23 protein-coding genes are annotated in these 20,371 nt (G+C 62.4%); 11 read left to right on the plus strand and 12 right to left on the minus strand.

Going from position 1 to position 20,371, the window contains the following annotated elements; all coding sequences use genetic code 11:
* Window positions 1–111 precede the first annotated feature (111 nt).
* Window positions 112–741 carry a DJ-1/PfpI family protein gene (locus tag J3P96_RS17850; RefSeq protein ID WP_434652704.1) on the plus strand — a complete coding sequence of 210 codons (630 nt, stop codon included), beginning with the start codon at window positions 112–114 and terminating at the stop codon, window positions 739–741.
* A gap of 9 nt (window positions 742–750) precedes the next feature.
* Here J3P96_RS17850 and J3P96_RS17855 read toward each other — a convergent pair whose 3' ends face one another.
* Together J3P96_RS17855 and J3P96_RS17860 are read right to left on the minus strand one after the other, a co-directional pair.
* Window positions 751–1,134 carry a MarR family winged helix-turn-helix transcriptional regulator gene (locus tag J3P96_RS17855; RefSeq protein WP_434624571.1) on the minus strand — a complete coding sequence of 128 codons (384 nt, stop codon included), beginning with the start codon at window positions 1,132–1,134 and terminating at the stop codon, window positions 751–753.
* Between the two features lie 216 nt (window positions 1,135–1,350).
* Window positions 1,351–2,100, minus strand: coding sequence for a gamma-glutamyl-gamma-aminobutyrate hydrolase family protein (locus tag J3P96_RS17860; protein WP_434652706.1), 750 nt, complete (start codon window positions 2,098–2,100; stop codon window positions 1,351–1,353).
* 162 nt (window positions 2,101–2,262) lie between these two features.
* Here J3P96_RS17860 and J3P96_RS17865 point away from each other — a divergent pair, with 162 nt between their 5' ends.
* The gene (locus tag J3P96_RS17865) at window positions 2,263–4,029 is read left to right on the plus strand and encodes a S8/S53 family peptidase (protein ID WP_434652708.1); all 1,767 of its coding nucleotides are present in this window, start codon (window positions 2,263–2,265) and stop codon (window positions 4,027–4,029) included.
* 9 nt (window positions 4,030–4,038) lie between these two features.
* On the opposite strand, the gene J3P96_RS17870 is transcribed toward J3P96_RS17865, so the two are convergent.
* The 3 genes from J3P96_RS17870 to J3P96_RS17880 all read right to left on the minus strand — a co-directional run bounded on the left by J3P96_RS17870 (window position 4,039) and on the right by J3P96_RS17880 (window position 6,938).
* The gene (locus J3P96_RS17870; RefSeq protein ID WP_434652710.1) at window positions 4,039–4,965 is read right to left on the minus strand and encodes a LysR family transcriptional regulator; all 927 of its coding nucleotides are present in this window, start codon (window positions 4,963–4,965) and stop codon (window positions 4,039–4,041) included.
* Window positions 4,962–5,936, minus strand: a complete 975-nt coding sequence (locus J3P96_RS17875) for a quinone oxidoreductase family protein (protein WP_434652712.1) — start codon at window positions 5,934–5,936, stop codon at window positions 4,962–4,964. Before J3P96_RS17875 ends, J3P96_RS17870 begins: the two co-directional genes overlap by 4 nt.
* 135 nt (window positions 5,937–6,071) lie before the next feature.
* The gene (locus J3P96_RS17880; protein WP_434652714.1) at window positions 6,072–6,938 is read right to left on the minus strand and encodes an NmrA family NAD(P)-binding protein; all 867 of its coding nucleotides are present in this window, start codon (window positions 6,936–6,938) and stop codon (window positions 6,072–6,074) included.
* Between the two features lie 122 nt (window positions 6,939–7,060).
* On the opposite strand from J3P96_RS17880, the gene J3P96_RS17885 reads away from it, so the two are divergent.
* From J3P96_RS17885 to J3P96_RS17905, 5 genes are all read left to right on the plus strand, one after another.
* A complete protein-coding gene (locus tag J3P96_RS17885) occupies window positions 7,061–7,936 on the plus strand; it encodes a LysR family transcriptional regulator (RefSeq protein ID WP_434652716.1) in 876 nt (291 codons plus the stop codon).
* 114 nt (window positions 7,937–8,050) lie between these two features.
* On the plus strand, window positions 8,051–8,212 hold the full coding sequence (locus tag J3P96_RS17890; RefSeq protein ID WP_434652718.1) for a DUF2986 domain-containing protein: 162 nt from the start codon (window positions 8,051–8,053) through the stop codon (window positions 8,210–8,212).
* Between the two features lie 66 nt (window positions 8,213–8,278).
* On the plus strand, window positions 8,279–9,025 hold the full coding sequence (locus J3P96_RS17895) for a hypothetical protein (protein ID WP_434652720.1): 747 nt from the start codon (window positions 8,279–8,281) through the stop codon (window positions 9,023–9,025).
* A complete protein-coding gene (locus J3P96_RS17900) occupies window positions 9,026–9,832 on the plus strand; it encodes a DUF6630 family protein (protein WP_434652722.1) in 807 nt (268 codons plus the stop codon).
* Between the two features lie 631 nt (window positions 9,833–10,463).
* A complete protein-coding gene (locus J3P96_RS17905; protein ID WP_434568956.1) occupies window positions 10,464–11,417 on the plus strand; it encodes an alpha/beta fold hydrolase in 954 nt (317 codons plus the stop codon).
* Between the two features lie 159 nt (window positions 11,418–11,576).
* Here the strand turns inward: J3P96_RS17905 and J3P96_RS17910 are convergent, their stop codons facing one another.
* The gene (locus J3P96_RS17910; RefSeq protein ID WP_434652724.1) at window positions 11,577–11,984 is read right to left on the minus strand and encodes an ester cyclase; all 408 of its coding nucleotides are present in this window, start codon (window positions 11,982–11,984) and stop codon (window positions 11,577–11,579) included.
* 245 nt (window positions 11,985–12,229) lie between these two features.
* Here J3P96_RS17910 and J3P96_RS17915 point away from each other — a divergent pair, with 245 nt between their 5' ends.
* Window positions 12,230–12,811, plus strand: a complete 582-nt coding sequence (locus J3P96_RS17915) for a DUF3916 domain-containing protein (protein WP_434652725.1) — start codon at window positions 12,230–12,232, stop codon at window positions 12,809–12,811.
* Window positions 12,812–12,834: 23 nt separating this feature from the next.
* On the opposite strand, the gene J3P96_RS17920 is transcribed toward J3P96_RS17915, so the two are convergent.
* Window positions 12,835–13,227, minus strand: coding sequence for a GFA family protein (locus J3P96_RS17920; protein WP_434568958.1), 393 nt, complete (start codon window positions 13,225–13,227; stop codon window positions 12,835–12,837).
* A gap of 30 nt (window positions 13,228–13,257) precedes the next feature.
* Window positions 13,258–14,184, minus strand: a complete 927-nt coding sequence (locus tag J3P96_RS17925; RefSeq protein ID WP_434652727.1) for a LysR substrate-binding domain-containing protein — start codon at window positions 14,182–14,184, stop codon at window positions 13,258–13,260.
* Window positions 14,185–14,316: 132 nt separating this feature from the next.
* Here J3P96_RS17925 and J3P96_RS17930 point away from each other — a divergent pair, with 132 nt between their 5' ends.
* On the plus strand, window positions 14,317–14,721 hold the full coding sequence (locus J3P96_RS17930) for a RidA family protein (protein ID WP_434652729.1): 405 nt from the start codon (window positions 14,317–14,319) through the stop codon (window positions 14,719–14,721).
* A 155-nt stretch (window positions 14,722–14,876) separates the two neighbouring features.
* Here J3P96_RS17930 and J3P96_RS17935 read toward each other — a convergent pair whose 3' ends face one another.
* The 4 genes from J3P96_RS17935 to J3P96_RS17950 all read right to left on the minus strand — a co-directional run bounded on the left by J3P96_RS17935 (window position 14,877) and on the right by J3P96_RS17950 (window position 17,883).
* A complete protein-coding gene (locus tag J3P96_RS17935) occupies window positions 14,877–15,356 on the minus strand; it encodes a VOC family protein (protein ID WP_434652731.1) in 480 nt (159 codons plus the stop codon).
* A gap of 66 nt (window positions 15,357–15,422) precedes the next feature.
* Entirely contained in the window at window positions 15,423–16,724 is a 1,302-nt protein-coding gene (locus J3P96_RS17940; protein ID WP_434652732.1) for an Nramp family divalent metal transporter, read from the minus strand.
* 144 nt (window positions 16,725–16,868) lie between these two features.
* On the minus strand, window positions 16,869–17,108 hold the full coding sequence (locus J3P96_RS17945; protein ID WP_434568963.1) for a hypothetical protein: 240 nt from the start codon (window positions 17,106–17,108) through the stop codon (window positions 16,869–16,871).
* The gene (locus J3P96_RS17950; RefSeq protein ID WP_434603830.1) at window positions 17,101–17,883 is read right to left on the minus strand and encodes an MlaA family lipoprotein; all 783 of its coding nucleotides are present in this window, start codon (window positions 17,881–17,883) and stop codon (window positions 17,101–17,103) included. The genes J3P96_RS17945 and J3P96_RS17950 overlap by 8 nt, the downstream gene beginning before the upstream one ends.
* A gap of 330 nt (window positions 17,884–18,213) precedes the next feature.
* Here J3P96_RS17950 and J3P96_RS17955 point away from each other — a divergent pair, with 330 nt between their 5' ends.
* Window positions 18,214–18,924 carry a response regulator gene (locus tag J3P96_RS17955; protein ID WP_434624604.1) on the plus strand — a complete coding sequence of 237 codons (711 nt, stop codon included), beginning with the start codon at window positions 18,214–18,216 and terminating at the stop codon, window positions 18,922–18,924.
* Window positions 18,921–20,270 carry a sensor histidine kinase gene (locus J3P96_RS17960; RefSeq protein ID WP_434652734.1) on the plus strand — a complete coding sequence of 450 codons (1,350 nt, stop codon included), beginning with the start codon at window positions 18,921–18,923 and terminating at the stop codon, window positions 20,268–20,270. The genes J3P96_RS17955 and J3P96_RS17960 overlap by 4 nt, the downstream gene beginning before the upstream one ends.
* Window positions 20,271–20,371 lie beyond the last annotated feature (101 nt).

The raw sequence follows: 20,371 nt of genomic DNA on the forward strand, positions 1-20,371 counted from the left end.
CTCTCAATGCACCGTACAGACTGTGTAGGGTGCCAAACCGATCGATACGCTGCGAACACCTGCATAGAAGGCCGTTGCGTTTTGCACGCCAGCATTTTCATGGAGTTCGCCTTGAAGCAAATCGCCCTGATCGCTTTCGACCAGTTCACCGACATCGACCTGTTCCTGATGTGGGACATCTTAGGCCGCAATACGCAAGACTGGCACGTAAGAATTCTGGCCTCCAGCCCTGTCGTGACATCGGCGCACGGCTTGGCGGTTTCGGTGCACGGTCCTCTGTGCGAGGCCAATGGCGCGGACGCGGTATTGTTCGTCAGTGGCAAACAAGGCATACCTGCCGCGCTTGCAGCTGCGGACTTCCTACCGTCGTTTGAACTCGATGCCCGACGCCAGCGAATCGGCTCGATCTGCGCCGGGGTGTTTATTCTCCAGCGGCTTGGGCTGCTGCCCGACGGCCGGGCAACCACCCACCCGGAGGCTCGCTCGGGCCTGCTGGCCCTGGGAATCGAGCCCGTGGATCAGCCGCTGGTTTGCCACGGGAATGTCGCCACGGCAGGCGGATGCCTTGCCGCGCTTTACCTGGTGGGATGGCTGGTTGAATCCTGGTTCGATGTCGAGAAGCGCCGCGCAACCCTGCTCCCCGTCCTGCCGGCCGGGCAGCAAGCACTCTTCGATATCCTGATCGGGCTCAGCATCCGACAAGGTCAGATCCAGAGAATTGGGTCCAGGCCAGGCGCTTAAACAGCAATCTCAACCGGCCTTGTTCCACTCACCCACCATCGCCTCATAAACCTCCTGGCAAGCGAACTCCGCGGAAACCTGCGCGTCGGCAAACACCTGTTCGCCAGTCGTGGTCAGACAGGCGTAGCCCACGCGCGCATCTCGAGGATCGCTTTGTCGGGAAACCAAGCCTATTTTTTCAAGCGACAGCAGGGACTTGGTCACCGCCGACGCAGTCAGGCCCATGCAATCGGCCAGGTCAGCGCGTCGAAGCCGGGAGTTGTGGGCATGCTTGAGGTGGTAAAGAATCATGAAGTCGCTGAAGCTCAGGCCATGCACGGCGGAAAGCTTGGCATCGACCCGCCGCGCGGCTGAGGTGTAGGCGCGTGACAAGCGGATACAGCGATCAAGCATCGATCCGTTCGCGGTCGGTTCAGTAGGTGAATTTACAGACATTGCAAAACGCTCCAGCGCTAAGGGGAAAGACATCAGATCGACCCGGCTTCCAGTTACCAGGTGAACGTGGATTTGCCTGCACCCAGAGGACCGAACGGCAACCCGTACCAATTCAGAGCAGCCCTACCTTCCAGATACTTGACCACTACAGCATCTAGAAACCAGATCCAAGCGTCAAGCGTCTTTTGCCGCACGCTCCCGACATGCCTCCCCGAACGCCCGGAAAATCGTCCGATAATCCACGTTATCCATAACCTCCCACTCCGGATGCCATTGCACCCCCAACGCAAACGCCCGGCTGCCCTCCACCGAAAGGCCCTCCACCAACCCATCCTCGGCCACGGCCTCGACGCGCAAGCCCTGCCCCACCCGCGCGATGCCCTGGCCGTGGACTGAGTTGACCTCGATCACGTCCTTGAGGCCCAGCCGCGCCAGTACGCCACCGGGCCGCACCGTCAAGGCGTGGTTGCGGGCGTACTGTTCCTGGACCGGTTCATTGCTCGGCGGTTCATGTTCGGCGCCCGGGCCGTCGAGTTGTTGATGGAGCGAGCCGCCAAAGGCGACGTTCATTTCCTGGAAGCCGCGGCAGATGCCGAGCACCGGCAGGCCGGCCTCGACGGCGGCGCGCCAGAGCGGCAGCGCCAGGTTGTCGCGGGCCGGGTCGTGCTCGGTGCCCGGCGGGCTCGGGGGGCCGTCGTAGTGATGGGGTTCGATATTGGACGGCGATCCGGTGAAGAGCAGGCCGTCCAGGCCGGCGATGATGCGGGCCGGATCGAGCAGCGCCGGAAACACCGGCAGGATGACCGGCAACGCGTCGGCGGCGGTGGCCACGGCCTGGGCATATTTGTCATTGCTGAGCTGGACGGTGTGTGGGCCGACTTTGCCTGAGCAGGCGATGATTCCGATCATGGGTGGACGAGACATGGGATCCCTCTTTTTCGAGTCTCAGACGTTTAAGAATCCGATTGCCGCGCGGGTCCGGTTGTTCCATTTCGATGACCACCGCCACGGATCGAACCCCAGGGCTGAACGAAGCTCGCGACACAACGGTCGGAACAGCAATCCCCGACCAAGAAAACTCACCCCATGCCCATACGATCCGCCGCCCTCGTCACGCTGTTCGCCTTGTCTGCCAGCAGCCTTGCAGTGGCGCAGGAACCGCTACGCCTGGAAGGCCTGAAACGCTGCGGCGACTTGCTGGAAAACCAGCGCCAGGAATGGTGCCTGACCGCGCGTGGGCTGGGTGACGCAACACCGCAACTGAAACTGGGCGAGAAAATGATTCCGGCCGGCAGCGTTCAGCGTGACGGGAACAACCTCCGCCTGCGCCTGGACCGCGCCGACTACCAGAGCGGCCCGCTCTGGCTGGAGGACGGCCCGCGGGCCAGCAACGCCGCCTGGCTGACGTTACGCACCAGCCACGTGGTGGCCGCCGGGCCGAACGAAGTGGCGAAGAACATGGACGGCCTGACCACCTATGTGGACCTGGTGAGCGTGCTCATCGAGGAAAGTCATGACGGCCGCCAGGAGGCTGAACGTCTCGCAGCCAAATACGGCGCGAAGGTGGTCGGCAGCATCGCCCCGCTGAACGTTTATCAGCTGCGCCTGCCGGCCAAGGACCTGGTCGAGCGCGATGCGTTGGTGCTGCGCCTGGGCGGCGAGACCAGTGTCGATGCGGTGGTGATAGAGGAGTCCGCTGCCGAAGAGACCGAGCAAGCGCCCGCCCAGCCAGAAGAGCCGAAGAAGCCGGCCAAGGACTCCGATGAATGGGCGGCGAATCGCTTCCTCGATGCGGTGCACTATTACCAGCGGCGCATCCCCGGGCAGCAGGCGCCGATCCGACCGCAGCCGGTGCGCATCGGCCTGATCGAGCGCGACGTGGATTTCGACACGGCGGATTTCGCCGATTACCTCGGCGCCTGCTCAATGCCGCGAACCTGCGTCTATGCCCGCGATGCGGACAAGCCGGACAACCACGGCACGACGGTCGCCGGCATCCTCGCCGCGCGCTGGAACGATGGCGGCAACAGCGGCTTCCTGCGGGGCCTGGACAAGGCCAGCGGCGGCTTCGAGGTGATTGTCGAGCGCAATTCCGACGCCGGGATCACCGCCAACATCGCCGCTTCGGTGAACCTCGTCGAGGACGGCGTGCGGGTGCTCAACTGGAGCTGGGGCATTCATCGCGTTGGCGCGAAAAACGTCAAGGGTGACGAGGTCGATTCGTTGCTGCGCTCGGGCATCGCCATGAGCGGCTACGAGGAGTTGCTGGAGGAGTTTTTCCTGTGGCTGCGCAAGGAACATCCCGACGTGGTGGTGGTGAATTCCGCCGGCAACGGCTCGTCATACTCGGGCACCGATGAATACCGCCTGCCCTCCTCGTTCATCACCGAACAATTACTGGTGGTCGGCGGGCATCAGCGCAGCGAACGCGCCGGGGTTGCGGTCGATGATCCGGCCTACGCAGTCAAGCGCGACTCCTCGAACGTCGACATGCGCGTCGACATCACCGCCGCCGCGTGCACCCACGCCTCGACGGTCAATGCCGGCGAGGACGGCGCGGTGCATTGCGGCACGTCCTACGCCACGCCAATGGTTACCGGCCTGCTGGCGGCGATGCTGTCGATCAATCCGCAGCTTCATCCCGAGCAGCTGCGTATGCTTCTGCGCCGTAGCGCCATGACCATCGGCGATAATCACGACTTCGAACAAATGGATGGCGAAGACCTCACCGCGCCCATCCTGCCGTCAGAGCGCAACTACCAGCTCAACGACAAGGACGTCGGTCGCTCGGCGCGGCTGGACATGCAAAAGGCCCTGGATCTGTCGGTACAGAGTCGCGATCGGGTGCGTTGATTCGTAGGGTCACAGGCCCCAAGGCGGCGCCGGGCTGAACCTCGCCTCGATCCACTGCTTGAAAGCGACCACCACGGCACTGGGGAACTTGGCCGACGGCCTGACCAGATAAACCCCGCCGGCGGTGTCCAGGTGCCAATCGGGGAGTACATGCAAGAGCCTGCCGGCGGCGATCTCACGACTCATCAACCAGTCGCCGGCGCCGAGTATCCCGGCGTCGGCGCAGGCCGCCGCCAGCAGTGATTCACTGTCGTTGGCGGTGAGGTTGCCTTTCGGCGTGACTGTCTGCAGTTCGTTGCCACGATGGAGCCGCCATTGAGGAAAAGACGCCAGGCCGCTGAAGCGCAGGCAGTTATGGCTGGCCAGGTCCTGCGGCGTCCGGGGCATGCCATGTTTTTCCAGATAGGCCGGTGAAGCGCAGAGGATGCGCCGGTGATCGCTCAGTTTCTTGGCGATCAATCGGTTGTCATCCAGTTCGCCAATCCGGATCGCCGCGTCAAAACCTTCATCAATGATGTCGACCAGGCGTTCGCTATAGTCCGCGATGATCGAAACCTGCGGATATGCCTCGAGAAACCCCGGCAATATCGGGCCGAGCCAACGCCTGCCCATGGCGGCGGGCAATGCCAGTCGCAACGTGCCGCGAACCTCGCTGGCGCCCTCGGCCGCTTGCGCCTGAGCTTCATTCATCAAGTCGATGGCCGAGCGCAGGCGCTGCTCCAGCTTGACCCCGACGTCGGTAATCCGCACCTGTCGGGTGGAACGCTCCACCAGCCGCACGCCCAGGCGCTTTTCCATCGCCGCGAGCCGTTTCGAGATGATGGTCGGGTGCCGTTGCAAAAGCCGGCCGGCCGCCACGAATGAGCCCTGCGCGGCCACGGCCAGGAACGCAGCGATTTCATCGCTGTGCTGGTTATTCAAGACATCAAGATTCATGGTTTCAGGATGATCGCCCCCGATGAACGCCCCGACTCCAGATCGGCATGGGCCGATGCTGCGTCAGCCAGCGCATAGCTTGCCCAGATTCGCGGCTGGATGACAGCCGAATCGATCGCGGCCAGGACATCCTGGGCCCGCGCCTGGTATTCATCGACAGTCGCGGTATGCGCGGCCAGCGAGGGACGGGTCAGGAACAGCGAACCCTTGGCATTGAGTGTCGCCAGCTCGACGGCCGCCGGCGCCCCCGATGAAGCGCCGAACGACACCAGCAGGCCTCGGGGTCGCAGGCTGTCCAGGGAGGCTTGGAAAGAGACCCGCCCGATCGGGTCGTAGACGACATCGACTTTCTGCCCACCGGTAATACGCGCGACATCCGAAGCCAGGCTGTCGGCGTCGAACACCAGGACCTCGTCGCAGCCCAATGCCTTGGCTTTTTCGACGCTGGCTTGCCTGGAGACCACGCCGATCACAAACGCGCCCAAGTGCTTGGCCCACGGCACCATGATCGCCCCCAGCCCGCCTGCCACTCCGTAAAGCAGAAGGGTGCTGCCCGGCCCGACGGGATAGGTGCTTTTCAGCAGGTACTGCGCCGTGATGCCCTTGAACATCAGCGCCGCCGCGTCTTCGAACGACAGCGCATCGGGAATCCTGACCAGCCGCTGCGCCGGATAAAGCCGGGCCGACGCATACGCGCCTATCGGGCCCGTGGCGTAGGCGACGCGATCTCCGACTTTTACGTTGCTGACATCGGCACCCACGGCCGCCACACGCCCAGCACCTTCAAGCCCAAGGCCGGAAGGCAAGGGAATCGGCACCGCGCCCTTGCGCTGGGTAACGTCGAGAAAATTCACCCCGATCGCTTCCTGCTCGAGCCAGACGTCGCCCGGCCCTGGCGACTGTTCGGGCACTGCTTGCAGCGTCAGTACATCGGGGCTGCCGAATTGGTTGAACCGGATCGCAGCTGCCATGTTCATTTCTCCCTCGGTTGGAAATCGACTTCACCAGACGGAGCCAGTGTGAGAAGCGATCCCGAAATGAACAAGACAGGCGGATTGCAGATCATTGCTGCACAACATGCAGCAATTACGCTTTGCTCCGGCTGCCTACTCTCCGGCAACCGCCTCGCGAACAAATGCCTCATAGCTGCGCAGCGGACGGCCGAGGATGGCCTGCAACCGGTCGACGGCGCCTTCGCTGGTCATGCCGAACTGCTGGATGCCGGCCATCATCAGGCGCATGTCATAAGCCAACCAGGCGGGACCGAACGAAGCCATCTGCGCTTCGAAGGCCGCCACATCGTCACCGCCGTAGGCAATCTCGCGCCCCAGCGCGGCGCTCCAGATCTTCGCCACCGACGCCCCGGTCAGCGCTTGCGGGCCGACCAGGTCCAGGGTGATCCGCTCCAGCGGTGCCGAAGCCCTGTCACGGCGCAGCAACTCGGCCACGGCGACATCAGCGATATCGCGCGCATCGACCATCGAGACGCCCGCCGAGCCGATCGGCATCGGGTACACCGAGTAGTCCTGGATCGTTTGCTGGACCATGCGTTCGTTTTGCATGAAGTAGGCCGGGCGCAGGATCGTCGCGGCGATGCCGTGGCTTTCGATCATGCGTTCAACCGTGTGCTTGCCGGTGAAATGCGGGACGCTGGTGAACCGGTCGGCGTGGATCACCGAGAGGTAGACGACGCGCTCGATGCCTGCCTCTTGGGCGAGGTTCAGGGTGATCAGGGCTTGGGTGACCTCATCGGGCGTCACGGCGTTGAGCAGGAACAGCGTACGTACCGACGACAGCGCAGCGCGCAGCGACGGGACATCGGTGAGGTCCGCGACAACTTCCGTGACACCGGCCGCAAAGGCGCGTTTACCCGTTTGGCGCACCAGGGCTTTCACCTCGGCGCCCGCGTCGGCGAGGCCTTGCGTGACGAGTGAACCGATGGTGCCAGTGGCGCCGATGACGAGAATGCTCATGTGAATCTCCAGAAGTGGATGCAAGTGGATGAATCGAACCGCGTTGGAAAAAAGATAAGCTGTTGCATCCGCAAAACGAAGACCACAATATGTAGACGCCGTGTCTCAAATCTGGAACAGCGATGAACTTGAATGCACTGATCGATTTCACACTCGTCGCCAGCAGCGAGGGATTGGGAAAGGCAAGCAGAGCAAGCGGCCGGTCCAAGGCGACCTTGTCGCGGCGCATCTCCGAGCTCGAAGAGCAATTGGGTGTGAGGCTGATCGAGCGCAGCGCGCAAGGCCTGAAGCTGACTGAAGCCGGCGAAACACTGCTGGCCCGGGCCCAGGGGCCGCTGGCCGAGGTGGCGGAGGCGTTGACGGCCGCGCGTGACGGAGGGTCGACGCCACGAGGACGCCTGCGAGTCGCCTCCCCGGTGCTGTTCTCGCAGTTGGCGATGGGTCGGATCGGTGCCGAGTTTTGTGCGGCCTACCCGCAAGTCACCCTCGAAGTAGTGGCGGAAGATCGGCTGGTGGACCTCGTCGAGGACCAATTCGACGTCGCCATCCGGATCAATCCGAGCCCGGACAGCAGCCTGGTCGGGCGCTGCTTCGCCAAGGACCGGCTGGTGGTCGTGGCCGCCCCAGGCATACCCAGGCCAGAACCCGGAGCGATCCGCCCGGTTCCCGCCATCGTGATGCCGAGCTTCCAGCCCACCCACTGGACGCTCGATGGAGGGGAACTGGTGCTGGAGCCCATCCCCAATCTGCAGTTTTCCTCATTCCTGATGATCCGCGACGCCGCGATCGCCGGCGGTGGTGCTGCGCTCATTCCCCAATCGATCGCGTGGGACCAACTGGCCCGCGGTGAGTTGGTCCAGTGGGGCACCGTGACCGGCGTCGAACCGCAACTCTGGGTCTTGCACACATCCAGGCGCCTGGCGGCGCCAAAGGTCCGCGCCTTCGTCGATTTCCTTTGCGCCAGATACCCGGACATGTCGTTGGTGCTCAAGGGATAGGCGCAGCCGTTCACAAAAGACGACGCGGGAACCCGAACCCTAGCCACCGCCCCCTTTCGCACTTACGATACGTCACCGCAGCCGCTTCCCAATCGGACAAGCCGAGTAGAAAACATGAATCGCCGTAAAAAGATCAACCAGCTACTCAAGGCCAACGCAAAGAAGGCCAGTGCCAAGCTGGCGCCGAAGAGCAAGGACCGATACATCAGCAAAGCCGACCGACTGAAGCTGGCGGCTGAGGCCGATCCAGAGGTGACCGTTTCCCCTGAAAGCTGATCCTTGCCTGTGACAGGCATCAGCACCCCGTCACGCCTCCCTCGAATGGACTTCCCGGAGACACCCGTGCAACGTCTTATCCTTGGCATCGCCTGCATCGCACTGGCCGCTTGCGCCAACCAGCAGTCCCGCACAGCCCCGGTCAATGCGCCGGCATTCACGTTCCGCAGCGTATCGTTGGAGGCCGATGGTCTTCCGGTCATCAACCCGGACGTGCTGAAAAGTATCGAACAACTCGGCATGCCGGCGCCGGCCAAGACGCTGAGCTACGTGGAACTGGCCGGCACCGTCAACTACCCCAAGGAAAGCCGGCCGGAGCGTACCGAATATTTTCTGTCGAGCGACCCTGCCACCCGCCAACTGCGCATCACACACAAAAGCGAAAACCTCGACGGCCGCATGATCAGCTGGCGTGGCCTGCTCACGTTGTCAGGCCTGGAGCAGGCCAAGGCGTCTCGGAACACCGCAGTGATCGACAGCCTGAGTTTCCGCGGTGATTGGCAACACATGCCGGTGGGCGGTCAATTGGGTTTCACCCGACAAGGCAGTCTCACCAGCAACATCATCGGTACGTTGGGCACGGAGCCGAAAGTCGTCGACTGTCGCATCGACCGCGAATTGCCGGCCAAACAACTGAACCCGGCGCTGAGCGGCCAGGCCAAGGCCATGAGCTGCCAGGAACAGCGCCCGAGCCCCGGCCCCGTCCCCTTCGATCACTATTACTATCTGGTCGACTACGGCTTCTTTTTCCATGCCAGTACCGACAAAAGCGACTCCACTTCCATCGACATGCACATCAAGAGTGTGAAGTAGATGACCACCAACCCCATCGATCCACTGGCGCTTCAGCGCATCACCGCCGCCCACGGCACCCTTGAGGGTGCGTCGTACTTCGACGCGGAAGAAAGCCTGGTCCATGACCTGTTTCCTGATCGCATCGTTTTCCAGACCAACTACCTGGACCACAGCAGTTATGCAGTGGATGTCGTCGAAGGCGCGGTCCGGGTGCGCAAGACGCGGCTGGACAATTACCACCGGGGCCACAAGGCCCAAGTGATCGATGACGACATGGACGATGACGACTGGGCCGAACTTGGCAGTCTCTGGCAGCGTTTGAGCCTCGACCTCGACACCCAAGGCAACGGGCCGCCCGTGGATCTGGCCGATACGCTGGCCGACCTGTTCGATGGACTTTTCGAAGAGGCGCAGGCGCAAGCGCTGATCGACAATATGCCGGCCCCTACCGGCGAGTGGGATTGGGCCTGGACGCAAGTGCAATCGGCGCTTTCCGAGGCCGGGCAGCTGGCTGAATTCGAATGGAAGGAATGGTCGTCCTCAGGCGTCTACGCCATCAATGCCCTCGCCCCGTTAAAGCAACTGAGCATCGAAATCCCTGCCCCGGACAGCAAGACCGTTGACGCCGTGAACCGCGCCGACGATTGGGAGCGCGCACTGCTGCAGTACTTCAACGCGCAGCTGGAACCCCACGATTTGAAGCTGCTGGCCATCGGCACGCATTTCGATGAATACCAGGCATTTGCCTGCCTGCCCATGAACGGCCTGGGCCTGGTCAATGCGTTGGAAATCCTCGGCAGGCTGGGCATCGTCTATAAATACTAAGCCTCTGGTGCGGCGATATCTCGTCGTCGCACAAACGTCCTCGAGCCTCGGATATACCATGAAAAATTGTGTTTACTGCGGAGCCCTTATTCTCGCTGATAACGGTGAGTGCAAACGCTGCTCCGAGGCGATGAGGCAGACAGCCGCCGAAACGCTCCCGCCGAGTTCCGGGACGCCGAGGTGGGTGAAAGTCGTCAAGTGGCTGTTTATCGGGCTGCTGGCAGCGGTGCTGATTGCCGCAGCGGTGATCGCCTGGGTGATCAAATCGTTGGGGCCGATGCCTTCGTTTGGGTGATCCCCGCCAACAATTGCAATTGCGTTTGTGGCGAGGGAGCTTGCTCCCGCTCGGCGGCGCAGCCGTCGTAATACCCAACACGCGGTATACCTGCAAAACCGCATCCGGCCCATTGGGACTGCTACGCAGTCCAGCGGGAGCAAGCTCCCTCGCCACAGTGATCTTGCAGGTATCTGGAGCCCTGAGGTCTCTGAGATTCTGCAGGTATCTGAATTCCCCATAGTTGCTATCGACGCCAGCGCCGTTCTCGTTGCGCTGCGCTCTCTCTAATCTGCCCACCAACGCGATCGATGACGATCCCGGCAGATCAAAACACCCCTTATGGAGAGAGAAACGATGAACACCTTCAACCGCACCCTGGCTGTCGCAACCCTGGCCCTGGCCACCCTCGGCGCCGAGGCGGCGACGCCCGTACAAGCCGGTGCCCCGGCCTCGGCCGTCGGCAGCGTGGTGCAGTCGTCCAGCTACATCACCACCAAGGATGGCGTGCAGCTCTATTACAAGGATTGGGGCCCGCGCAATGGCCAGGTCGTCACCTTCAGCCACGGCTGGCCGCTGGACTCCGACAGCTGGGAAGGCCAGATGATGTTCCTCGCCTCCAAGGGCTACCGCGTGATTGCCCACGACCGTCGCGGTCATGGTCGCTCCAGCCAGCCGTGGGAAGGCAACGACATGGACCACTACGCCGACGACCTGGCGGCGGTCATCGAAGCGCTGGACCTGAAGGACGTGACCTTGGTCGGCTTCTCGACGGGGGGCGGCGAAGTGGCGCGTTACATCGGTCGCCACGGCACCGGTCGAGTCAAGAAAGCCGTGCTGGTGTCCTCGGTGCCGCCGCTGATGCTCAAGACCGACACCAACCCCGGCGGCTTGCCACTCGAAGTCTTCGACGGCCTGCGCAAAGCGTCCCTGGAGAACCGTTCGCAGCTGTACCTGGACATCGCTTCCGGCCCGTTCTATGGCTACAACCGCAAGGGTGCCAAGCCATCCCAAGGCCTGATCCAGTCGTTCTGGGCGCAGGGCATGCAAGGCGGCAGCAAGAACACCTATGACTCGATCGCGGCGTTCTCGGCGACCGACTTTCGCGGCGACTTGAAAAAATTCGACGTGCCGACGCTGGTGATCCACGGTGACGACGACCAGATCGTGCCCATCGATGCCTCAGGCCGGGCTTCGGCGGCACTGATCAAGGGCGCTCGGCTGATCGTCTACCCAGGCGCGCCGCACGGCTTGACCGAGACGCACAAGGATCGCCTGAACCAGGACCTGCTGACTTTCCTCAAGGAATGACCCCCCGGATAACGATCGCGAATAACTGGGTGGGAGATAACCTGTGGGAGCGAGCCTGCTCGCGAAGGCAGCAGCAGATTCAACACCTCTGCAAGCTGTGCCACCGCTTTCGCGAGCAGGCTCGCTCCCACATTCATCCACTCAATCATTCATTTGTGCTCAAAGCCCTTCTCCGGAAGGGCTTTCGCGTTGGAGCGCCGCTTCCACCGCCGCCTTGTCGATGACCGACCACACGCGAACGATTTTGCCGCCATCGAAGGTGTAGAACACATTCTCGGAAAAGCGAATCCGCCGGCCATCGGTCTCAAGCCCGAGAAACCGGCCGCGCGGCGAGCAATCGAACAGCAGCCGGGCCCCGGCATCCGGCGGTTCGACCACCAGCACGTCGATAATAAAACGCAAGTCCGCAATGGTCCTCACGTCGTTTTCCAGCATCGCCCGATAGCCCGCCAAACCCACCGGTTCGCCGTTGTATTGCACGCTATCGTCGACAAAGTCACCCAGCGCCTGCCAGCGACGGGCATTCAGGCAGTCGATGTAATTGCGGTATTGCTCGGCCAGGTCCATTTCCAGTTCCTCGGTTCCCAAGGCGTATTTGGGCTGACCACAGAGGATGGGCAAGGTTCTGGGCCGCCATCGCGAGCAAGCTCGCTCCCACATTGGATTCGGGACGGCCTTCGATCCTATGTCCACCGCCAAGCCCTTGTGGGAGCGAGCCTGCTCGCGATGGCGTAACACCGGTGAGCAAACAAGCCCTGTCCAACCTTCACGCTGCACTATGACTGCCTGGTCCAGTCATTGAGGGAAATCAAATGACACTGAATTCGTCGAAGCAGCCCTTGGATTGTCCCATCCGGCCCCAGAGAATGATCGCCCAAATTCGGCAGGGCTCATCAATGCGGCAAATCAGCATCAACGGAAAACCACTCAGGGGCCTCCACCGTCGCCTTCGCTCGATCGAGCGCTGGGCATCGGGCTTTGAAGGCAATTTTTATCCGAGGCCGGAAGACAGGCGCTATGCAAACTGGAAGATTCCGGTCCACGAACTCCTCGTCGAAGGCGATCGAGCCAGGATCGAAGCCCAGGCCTTTTGTATGCAGCAACTGCTTGAAGCTGCAACACATCTGTCCAGTGCCGCAGACCGTTCACAGGGCTACTACCGAGTCGCGTGCCTGCTGACATGGCCATGGGTGTTTGAAAGCGAAGTCACGATTTTCTACGACCAGGACTACTACCTGCGTTTTCTCGGCGAGGCTAACGCGCTGGAACCGCAACGGCTCAGCGACAGGCTCGCGTTGCACGTTCCCATGCACTTCATCGAGCATGGACATGAGGTCACTCGACCTTACGACGAAAACAAAGTCCAACAGTGGTGCATAGGGGAGCCAGCCTGAGGCTCTGCTTGGCCAGGAGCACCCTACCCCTCGAACCGCCCCGTGCCCTCGCGATCATGTTCATAGCGCCGTGAGAGTGGAAACGCCGGCAACCAGGATTCGCGGCGCACGGTCCAGCTTTCGTAGGTGGGCATCAGTTGGTCGGGCGCATCCAGCGTGCCCAGGTTGACTTCGACCTCGTCGCCGCTGCGGGCGAAGACGGACGAACCGCAGTGGGGGCAGAAAAAACGTCCGGCGTAATCCCGGGTTTCACCGCTGACGGTCACCGCGTCCCGGGGGAACACGGCGGCGGCGAAAAACAGTGCGCCATGGTGTTTGCGGCAGTCCAGGCAGTGGCACAGGCCAACCCGGTATGGGCGCCCTGAAGCTTCAATGCGCACGTTGCCGCACAGGCAACCGCCAGTGAACCGGTCCATCGTCGATCTCCTCTGCATTCGAGAAAATTTTCATGACACAGGCCGATCAATAATAGGCGCATGTTGCGCCATCAGCTCCACCACCCAGTCGATGAATACCCGCAGCTTGGCGCTGATGTGCCGGTTCGGCGGGTAAGCCACGTAAAGCGGCATCGACTCCAGGCGCCAGCCTTCGAACAGCGGCACCAGCGCGCCTTGCGCTTCGTGTGGGCGGGACATGTACTGGGGCAGCCATAACACGCCCAGCCCCGCCAGGCCGGCTGCGAGGTAAGCGTTGCCATCGTCGACGGCAAGCACATGGCGGCCCTTGATATGAAGGTGTTCGTCATCCTTGTGCATGGCATAAGGCAGCGCCTTGCCGGTGCGCGCCCAGAGGAAACCGACGATGCGGTGCGCGGAATCTTCCAGCTCCCGGGGATGCAGGGGGATGCCCTCGCGCGCCAGGTAACTCGGCGCCGCAAACACGCCCAAGGCCAGGTCGCCGACCCGCCGGGCGATCAGTGACTGGTCTTTCAGTTCACCGCCGCGCACCACGCAATCGACATTTTCGTCGAGCATGTCGACGATGCGATCGCTGACGCCCAGGTCGATCTGGATGTCCGGGTAGCGCTGATAGAAACCCGGCAATGCCGGCACCAGGATCATCGCGGCCAGCGGACTCGGCACATCCACCCGCAGCCGGCCACGGGGCAGCGACTGGGCAGTGGACAAGCTGGTTTCGGCGTCGTCCAGGTCGGCCAGCAGGCGAATCGCCCGCTCGTAGAAAACCGCGCCGTCCGCGGTGACATTGACCTTGCGGGTGGTGCGGTTGAGCAGCCTGACGCGCAGCCGCGCCTCCAGCTGCTGCACCAGTTGGGTCACGGTGGTCTTGCTCATGTGCAGGGTCTCGGCGGCCTTGGTGAAGCTGCCCGCCTCCACGACACGTACAAACGCCTGCATCGCATCGAAACGATCCATGGGTGCCTCGGATTGTTTGGGTTCTACAAACAGTGATCGCCAAGGTTGCTCGTTTATCGCCCGGACACAAGCCCCTAGAGTGACTTCATCGTTGATTTCCCGCCGCTTGCGGCTCATTTGATGGAGACACCCATGACACAGCGCGACGTTGTTTTCCCACCCGGCCGCCAGGCGCTCTACGAGCGCAACCGTTACTCGCCGGCGATTCGTTCCAATGGTTTCCTGTTCGTCTCCGGGCAGGTCGGCAGTACCGAGGACGGTTCACCGGAGCCGCTCCTGGAGGATCAGGTCCGGCGTGCGTTCAACAATCTGAAGGCGATCCTGGCGGCCGCCGATTGCAGCTTTGACGATGTGGTTGACGTGACGGTCTTCATGGTCGATCCGCAGGCAATATTCGAGCGAGTCTGGAGCGTCGTGCCGGAATTCTGGGGCAACGCGCCGCACCCGACGCTGACGGCGGTGGGCGTGACCTGGTTGTATGGTTTCCAGTTCGAGATCAAGGTGATTGCGCGGTTGCCGGAAACCACCGGGAGCTGATAGCTGTATCGACAGTACCGGCGCCATCGCGAGCAAGCTCGCTCCCACAGGGAAGAGGTGTGAACTCAATGTTCGGTCTCCCCATGGAGCCCATGTGGGAGCGAGCTTGCTCGCGATAGCGGTGGTTCAGCTTGCATGAATGGCGGTACTGCCGATCAGCCCCTCACCGCCGCCTCAATCGCCGCAATATCGATCCTGGTCATGTTCATCATGGCCTCGAAGGCGCGCCTGGCGGCGGCTTTGTCGGAACTGGTGACTGCTTCGATCAGCACCCGCGGGCTGATCTGCCACGACACGCCCCACTTGTCCTTGCACCATCCGCAAGCGCTCGCCTGGCCGCCGTTGTCGATGATTGCGTTCCACAAGCGGTCGGTTTCGGCCTGGTCATCGGTGGCCACCTGGAAAGAAAACGCTTCGTTGTGCTTGAACATCGTCCCGCCATTCAGGCCGATACAGGGGATGCCGATCACGGTGAAATCCACGGTGAGCACGTCACCCTCCTGGCCCGCCGGGTAGTCGCCGGGCGCGTGATGGATGGCGTTCACCGCGCTGTCGGGAAAGGTGGCCGCATAGAACTGCGCAGCTTCCTGAGCGGTGCCGTCATACCAGAGACAGATCCTGTTCTTGTTGTTCATCCGGATTCTCCGCAAGGGGCTGGACCGTGAAGTCTAGCAGCCCCTCCAGAGATGAATGAGCAGACCTCAGGTAAACAGATCGACGCCCAGCTGGAACGCGACCCACAACGCCAGGCCAGTGGCGAATACCAGCGCGATATTCTCGAACAGGTTGTTGCGGTATTCCTTGCTCAGCAGCGACTTCTGGTTGGACATGATCAACAGGCCCAGGGAGATCACCGGCAGGCCGATGATGTTCAGGGCGTTGACACCGATGGTCAGGGTCACGAAGTCCGGCATGCCGGGCAAGGACCAGATCAGCGGCGTCACCAGAATGAACAGCATGAACCACTTGTGCATCGGGTCACGGTGGAACTCTTTGCCGTAGCGCTCGCGACGCTCGGGCCGCACGTGCTGGAAGGCGTCGGTGATGAGCATCGGGAACGCCGTGGTCTTGCCGGAAATACTGGCGAACAGCGTGGCGAAGACACCGATGAAGAACACATACCAGCCAATCGGGCCGAAGAAGATTTCCAGGGCTTTGCCCAGGTCGCCCAGGGTTTTGACTTCGATGCCGTTGGGCCGCAGGATTTCCGCGCCGACGATCCAGATCGCCAGGTTGATGATGATCCCGACGAACACCGCAAACAGCAGGTCGTTGCGCTGGATGCGCTTGTGCTCAGGACCCACCCAGCCTTTCTGGCGCATCACGTAGGGGTGAACGAAGTTGGCGATGGAACCGGCCACCGCGCCGATCACCGAGACCGCCACCAGCAGCGCACCGTGTACGCCTTCATCCGGCGGAATGCTGAAGCCGATGGTGCCTTTGACGATACCGGCGACATCCGGGCCGGACATCACCGCCAGGGCCAGGAACGCCAAAGTCATGATCGCCAGCAGCGCCTTCATCACGCCTTCGATCATCGAATAGATATTGCGCCCGACGAGCATCCACACCGCCAGCACCACCGCCACCGAACAGAGCAGCGGATAATCGGTCTTGAGCAGCATCGCCAAGGCCTCGCCGGCACCCTTGATCATGTAGGCATTCATCAGGTGCCCCATGAGCAGCGCATACACCAGCAGGAACCAGGCAAAAAACGGATTGAGTTGCGCGTAGCCCTGCAGGATGGTCATGCCCTGGTTATTGCAAAGCTGGAAGCGCGCGATGATGTTGACGATCAGGTAGCGCAGCAGCAGAGACACCGCCAGCACCCACATCATGGCGTAGCCGTAGTTGGCACCGGCTACGGATGAGGTGATGAGGTCGCCTGCGCCCAGCCAGGAAAGTACCGCGATGATGCCCGGGCCTAGAAGCTTCAACAGTCGTACGAAGCGGCTTTGCGCGGGGGCTGCAGCCTGCCCTTCGACGGAAGGTATGCTCGACATGGATGGAGTCTCCGTTGTTTTTTTTGTGAGAAACGGACACAGTCGACCATATTTCGTACGACATCGTACAACTCTAATTTAGCGAGAGTATGTAAAAATGTTTCATCACTGCTCGGGCGGCAAACAGCCATTATTGAACCGCTGTCAGTGGCCCTCCCCTCGTTCGCCGTTATTGATCATCCACCGAATCATGCTCGCCAGCGGCACACGATAGTGCTGGCTAGCGCACAAGCCCGCTTGCTCGGGGTCGTACCATTCGACGTAGCGGCTGAGCAGCACATGCCGGCCATCCTCGGCGAGCCGCAACTCGACTTCGCGGCAATGCAACGCACCCTGGTCGAGTGTCTTCACTCGACGATGCAGGACCAGCGCCTGGCTATTCATCCCCGGCACCCTGTTCCTGGCATTGCGGGTTGTCCTGGACGGCTCCCAGTTTCCCGTCGGCGACAAAATCGGCGCGCCGCTGGGCGACCGCGTCTCGCAGCGCCACGTAGTAATCGGCCTGGGTCTGCAATTTGTCGGTGAGCGGCAGCGCCTCGGCACGGCCATCGACGACACCGCCCACGGTCTTGATCGTGCCCAGGGTTTCGACGGTATCGCTGTTGCTGCCGAACGGGTCCACCGCGAAGCTCACCACCTTGCCGGTCGCGTCCCTCAGGTTGCCAGTGCCGAACAGTGGCAGCTCGACGATCGGCCCCGGAGCGATATTCCAGACGCCGAAAGTCTGGCCGAAATCGGATTCGTGACGGGCGATGCCCATCTTGCCCGACACATCGATCAGCCCGACGATGCCCACCGTGGTGTTGATGACAAAACGGCCCAGGGTGGTGACCGAGCGCTCGCCGTTGCCTTGCAGCAAATCGTTGATGAAGACCTTGGGCTCGCCGAAGTTGGCGACGAAGTTGTGCACGCCGCTCTGGAACATCTCTGGCAGTTTGCGATAACCACGGGCGATGGGGGCCAGGGCATAGTCGTCCACGGTACGGTTGAAGGCGAAGATGCCGCGGTTCACCGGTTCCGCCGGATCATGCACGGCATAGGGCATATTCTCGCAGCTGCCCGGTGTCGCGGGCGGCGTGCTGCTGCAACCGCTGGCAAACGCCGCCAGCGCAACGACGACGGTGGATCGAACAAGCAGCGCGGGTCTGGCGATCGGCATACAGAATCATCTCGGCGAGGAATAAGGGCTGCCTGCCAGTTGAAAGCCGAACACCCAACCCGTGGCGAGGGAGCTTGCTCCCGCTGGGTCGCGAAGCGGCCCTAAAAATCCATGAGCGCTTCGCACTCAAGCGGGAGCAAGCTCCCTCGCCACAGGGTTCAGTGCACAGCTTCACTGGCTGACATCGAGGCAATCCTGCCGCGGTTTTCTTGCCCGAAGATTTCCGCAATGTTGCGTGCCGGTCGCTTTGTTTCCGGATTGAAATATATGACGCAAGCGGCGGATTGACCCTAGTATCGCCTCCTGTATCCATTGCCCGACGTGACCCCTGTGAGCCACCTACTCCTGGTGGACGACGACCTCGAAGTCCTCGCCCTCCTGCGCAAATTCCTTGAACAACATGGCTACAGCGTCGAAGTGGCCGCCGACGGCGCAGCCCTGTGGCAGGCGGTCGAGCGGCGGATGCCCGACCTGATCATCCTCGACGTCATGCTGCCGGGCGACAACGGCCTGGTGCTCTGCCAGCGACTGCGGGCCGAACACCGGGTCGGGATCATCATGCTCACCGCCATGGGCGAACTGAGCGACCGCGTCGTCGGCCTGGAAATGGGCGCCGACGATTACCTGACCAAACCCTTCGACGCCCGCGAGCTGCTGGCCCGGGTCCGCGCCGTCCTGCGGCGTACCGGCGAAGCCAGGGGCAGCCTGGGCGATATCTCCCGACCCGTGCTGGAATTCGAGGGCTGGCAGCTGGACGTCACCCGTCGCGAGTTGCGCTCCCCCGACAAGGTCATGATTCCGCTGTCCACCGGCGAGTTCGAACTGCTGCTGGTCTTCGCCGAACATCCGCGCCGCGTCCTCACCCGCCAGCAACTGCTGGACCTGGCCCGGGGCGAAACCTTCGACGCGTTCGACCGCAGCATCGACGTGCAGGTCAGCCGTCTGCGGCGCAAATTGGAGACCGACATCACGGGCCCGTCGATGATCCGTACCATCCGCAACAGCGGCTACCTGTTCAGCCCTCACGTGGTGAAGCGATGACCGCCAACCCCTCGAAGATGCCTCGCCCCAGGGACACCGTGGCGCGCTGGATCGCCCTGACCACCATGGTTTCGATGCTGACGCTGCTGGCCCTCAACGAACTGTTCAGCCTGGTGGCCGGTGCGTGGGCGCGCCCTCCTCTGATGGAAACCGGCCTGATGGACAAGGCTGCGGCGATCACGCGCATCATCGACGCGGCCGATCCCGGCCAACGGCACGCCATTGCCCGTATCGCCAGTGATCCCGGGATCAATGTGCAGTGGCTGCAGCGCTACGAGGAGGCGCATCTGCCGGTGATCGGGGATCCGGAGTTCAGCGAAGGCTCGGCGTTCCTGCACCAGCAATTGAACAGGCCCGACGCCCGGATCGAGGCCTACGAGCCCAACGACTGGCCGGCCGCTGATGACCCGGACAGACGCTACGCGGTGATTATCGAGCTGTCTGACCACACCTGGGTCATCTTCTCGGTGGGCTCGCGCAGTTGGGGGCTGGGGGAATGGCAGCGCAACCTGATCATCATCGCGTTGATCCTGCTGTCGACCTTCATCGTCGCCCTGATTGCCACGCGGCACCTGGCAACCCCGCTGGAGCGTTTCGCCGAGGGTGCCCGGCGCTTCGGCGTGGACTTCCGGGCGCCGCCGATCCCGGTCGTCGGCCCCTTCGAGATCCGCCAGGCGATCCTGGCGTTCAATGCCATGCAGGCCCAGCTCAAGCATTTCGTCCAGGACCGCACGCAAATGCTCGCGGCCATCTCCCATGACCTGCGGGCACCGTTGACCCGCATGCGCCTGCGCGGCGAATTCATCGAGGATGCCGAACAGCAATCGCGGTTGTTCCGGGACGTCGACGAGATGCAGGCGATGGTCAACGCCGCGCTGGAATTCTTCCGCGACGAAGCGCGCCTCGAACACGCCACCGCGTTCGACCTGGCGGAGCTGCTGCACACCATCGTCGATGATTTCAGGGACGGCGGCATCGAAGTGTCTTTCGAAGGCGTCCAGCGGCTGGTCTACGTGGGCCGCCCCATCGGGATCAAGCGCGCGCTGACCAACCTGATCGACAACGCGGTCAAATACGCCAGCGAACCGGGTGTTCAACTCAAGACGTTCATCGATCGCATCGAAATCCGCATCCAGGATCGCGGCCCGGGCATTGCGCCCGAATACCATGAGCAGGTCTTCGCACCGTTCTTTCGCATCGAGGGTTCACGCAACAAAAATACCGGCGGCGTCGGCCTGGGCCTGTCGGCCGCTCGGGCGACGGTTCTGGAGCACGGCGGCACACTGACGCTCAGGAATCGCCGGGGCGGCGGCCTGGAGGTCAGGGTCTCGCTGCCGCTCAATTGACCCTGGCAAGGCTCGCCCGGGAACAATCTCCTAAACATCACGCGCCTTCCCCGGTAGGATGTCCGGCCTTTTGACCCGGACCCAGCCGCCTGGAATTGCCC

The organism is Pseudomonas sp. R3-56 (assembly GCF_051132075.1).
In the GTDB taxonomy this organism is placed as follows: domain Bacteria; phylum Pseudomonadota; class Gammaproteobacteria; order Pseudomonadales; family Pseudomonadaceae; genus Aquipseudomonas.

Excerpts from the sequence above, each read along its gene's own strand:
- J3P96_RS17855 (WP_434624571.1), bottom strand. The coding sequence starts at position 1,134 with ATGCTTGATCGCTGTATCCGCTTGTCACGCGCCTACACCTCAGCCGCG.
- J3P96_RS17860 (WP_434652706.1), bottom strand. The coding sequence starts at position 2,100 with ATGTCTCGTCCACCCATGATCGGAATCATCGCCTGCTCAGGCAAAGTC.
- J3P96_RS17865 (WP_434652708.1), top strand. The coding sequence starts at position 2,263 with ATGCCCATACGATCCGCCGCCCTCGTCACGCTGTTCGCCTTGTCTGCC.
- J3P96_RS17870 (WP_434652710.1), bottom strand. The coding sequence starts at position 4,965 with ATGAATCTTGATGTCTTGAATAACCAGCACAGCGATGAAATCGCTGCG.
- J3P96_RS17875 (WP_434652712.1), bottom strand. The coding sequence starts at position 5,936 with ATGGCAGCTGCGATCCGGTTCAACCAATTCGGCAGCCCCGATGTACTG.
- J3P96_RS17880 (WP_434652714.1), bottom strand. The coding sequence starts at position 6,938 with ATGAGCATTCTCGTCATCGGCGCCACTGGCACCATCGGTTCACTCGTC.
- J3P96_RS17885 (WP_434652716.1), top strand. The coding sequence starts at position 7,061 with ATGAACTTGAATGCACTGATCGATTTCACACTCGTCGCCAGCAGCGAG.
- J3P96_RS17890 (WP_434652718.1), top strand. The coding sequence starts at position 8,051 with ATGAATCGCCGTAAAAAGATCAACCAGCTACTCAAGGCCAACGCAAAG.
- J3P96_RS17900 (WP_434652722.1), top strand. The coding sequence starts at position 9,026 with ATGACCACCAACCCCATCGATCCACTGGCGCTTCAGCGCATCACCGCC.
- J3P96_RS17905 (WP_434568956.1), top strand. The coding sequence starts at position 10,464 with ATGAACACCTTCAACCGCACCCTGGCTGTCGCAACCCTGGCCCTGGCC.
- J3P96_RS17910 (WP_434652724.1), bottom strand. The coding sequence starts at position 11,984 with ATGGACCTGGCCGAGCAATACCGCAATTACATCGACTGCCTGAATGCC.
- J3P96_RS17915 (WP_434652725.1), top strand. The coding sequence starts at position 12,230 with ATGACACTGAATTCGTCGAAGCAGCCCTTGGATTGTCCCATCCGGCCC.
- J3P96_RS17920 (WP_434568958.1), bottom strand. The coding sequence starts at position 13,227 with ATGGACCGGTTCACTGGCGGTTGCCTGTGCGGCAACGTGCGCATTGAA.
- J3P96_RS17925 (WP_434652727.1), bottom strand. The coding sequence starts at position 14,184 with ATGGATCGTTTCGATGCGATGCAGGCGTTTGTACGTGTCGTGGAGGCG.
- J3P96_RS17930 (WP_434652729.1), top strand. The coding sequence starts at position 14,317 with ATGACACAGCGCGACGTTGTTTTCCCACCCGGCCGCCAGGCGCTCTAC.
- J3P96_RS17935 (WP_434652731.1), bottom strand. The coding sequence starts at position 15,356 with ATGAACAACAAGAACAGGATCTGTCTCTGGTATGACGGCACCGCTCAG.
- J3P96_RS17940 (WP_434652732.1), bottom strand. The coding sequence starts at position 16,724 with ATGTCGAGCATACCTTCCGTCGAAGGGCAGGCTGCAGCCCCCGCGCAA.
- J3P96_RS17945 (WP_434568963.1), bottom strand. The coding sequence starts at position 17,108 with ATGAATAGCCAGGCGCTGGTCCTGCATCGTCGAGTGAAGACACTCGAC.
- J3P96_RS17950 (WP_434603830.1), bottom strand. The coding sequence starts at position 17,883 with ATGCCGATCGCCAGACCCGCGCTGCTTGTTCGATCCACCGTCGTCGTT.
- J3P96_RS17960 (WP_434652734.1), top strand. The coding sequence starts at position 18,921 with ATGACCGCCAACCCCTCGAAGATGCCTCGCCCCAGGGACACCGTGGCG.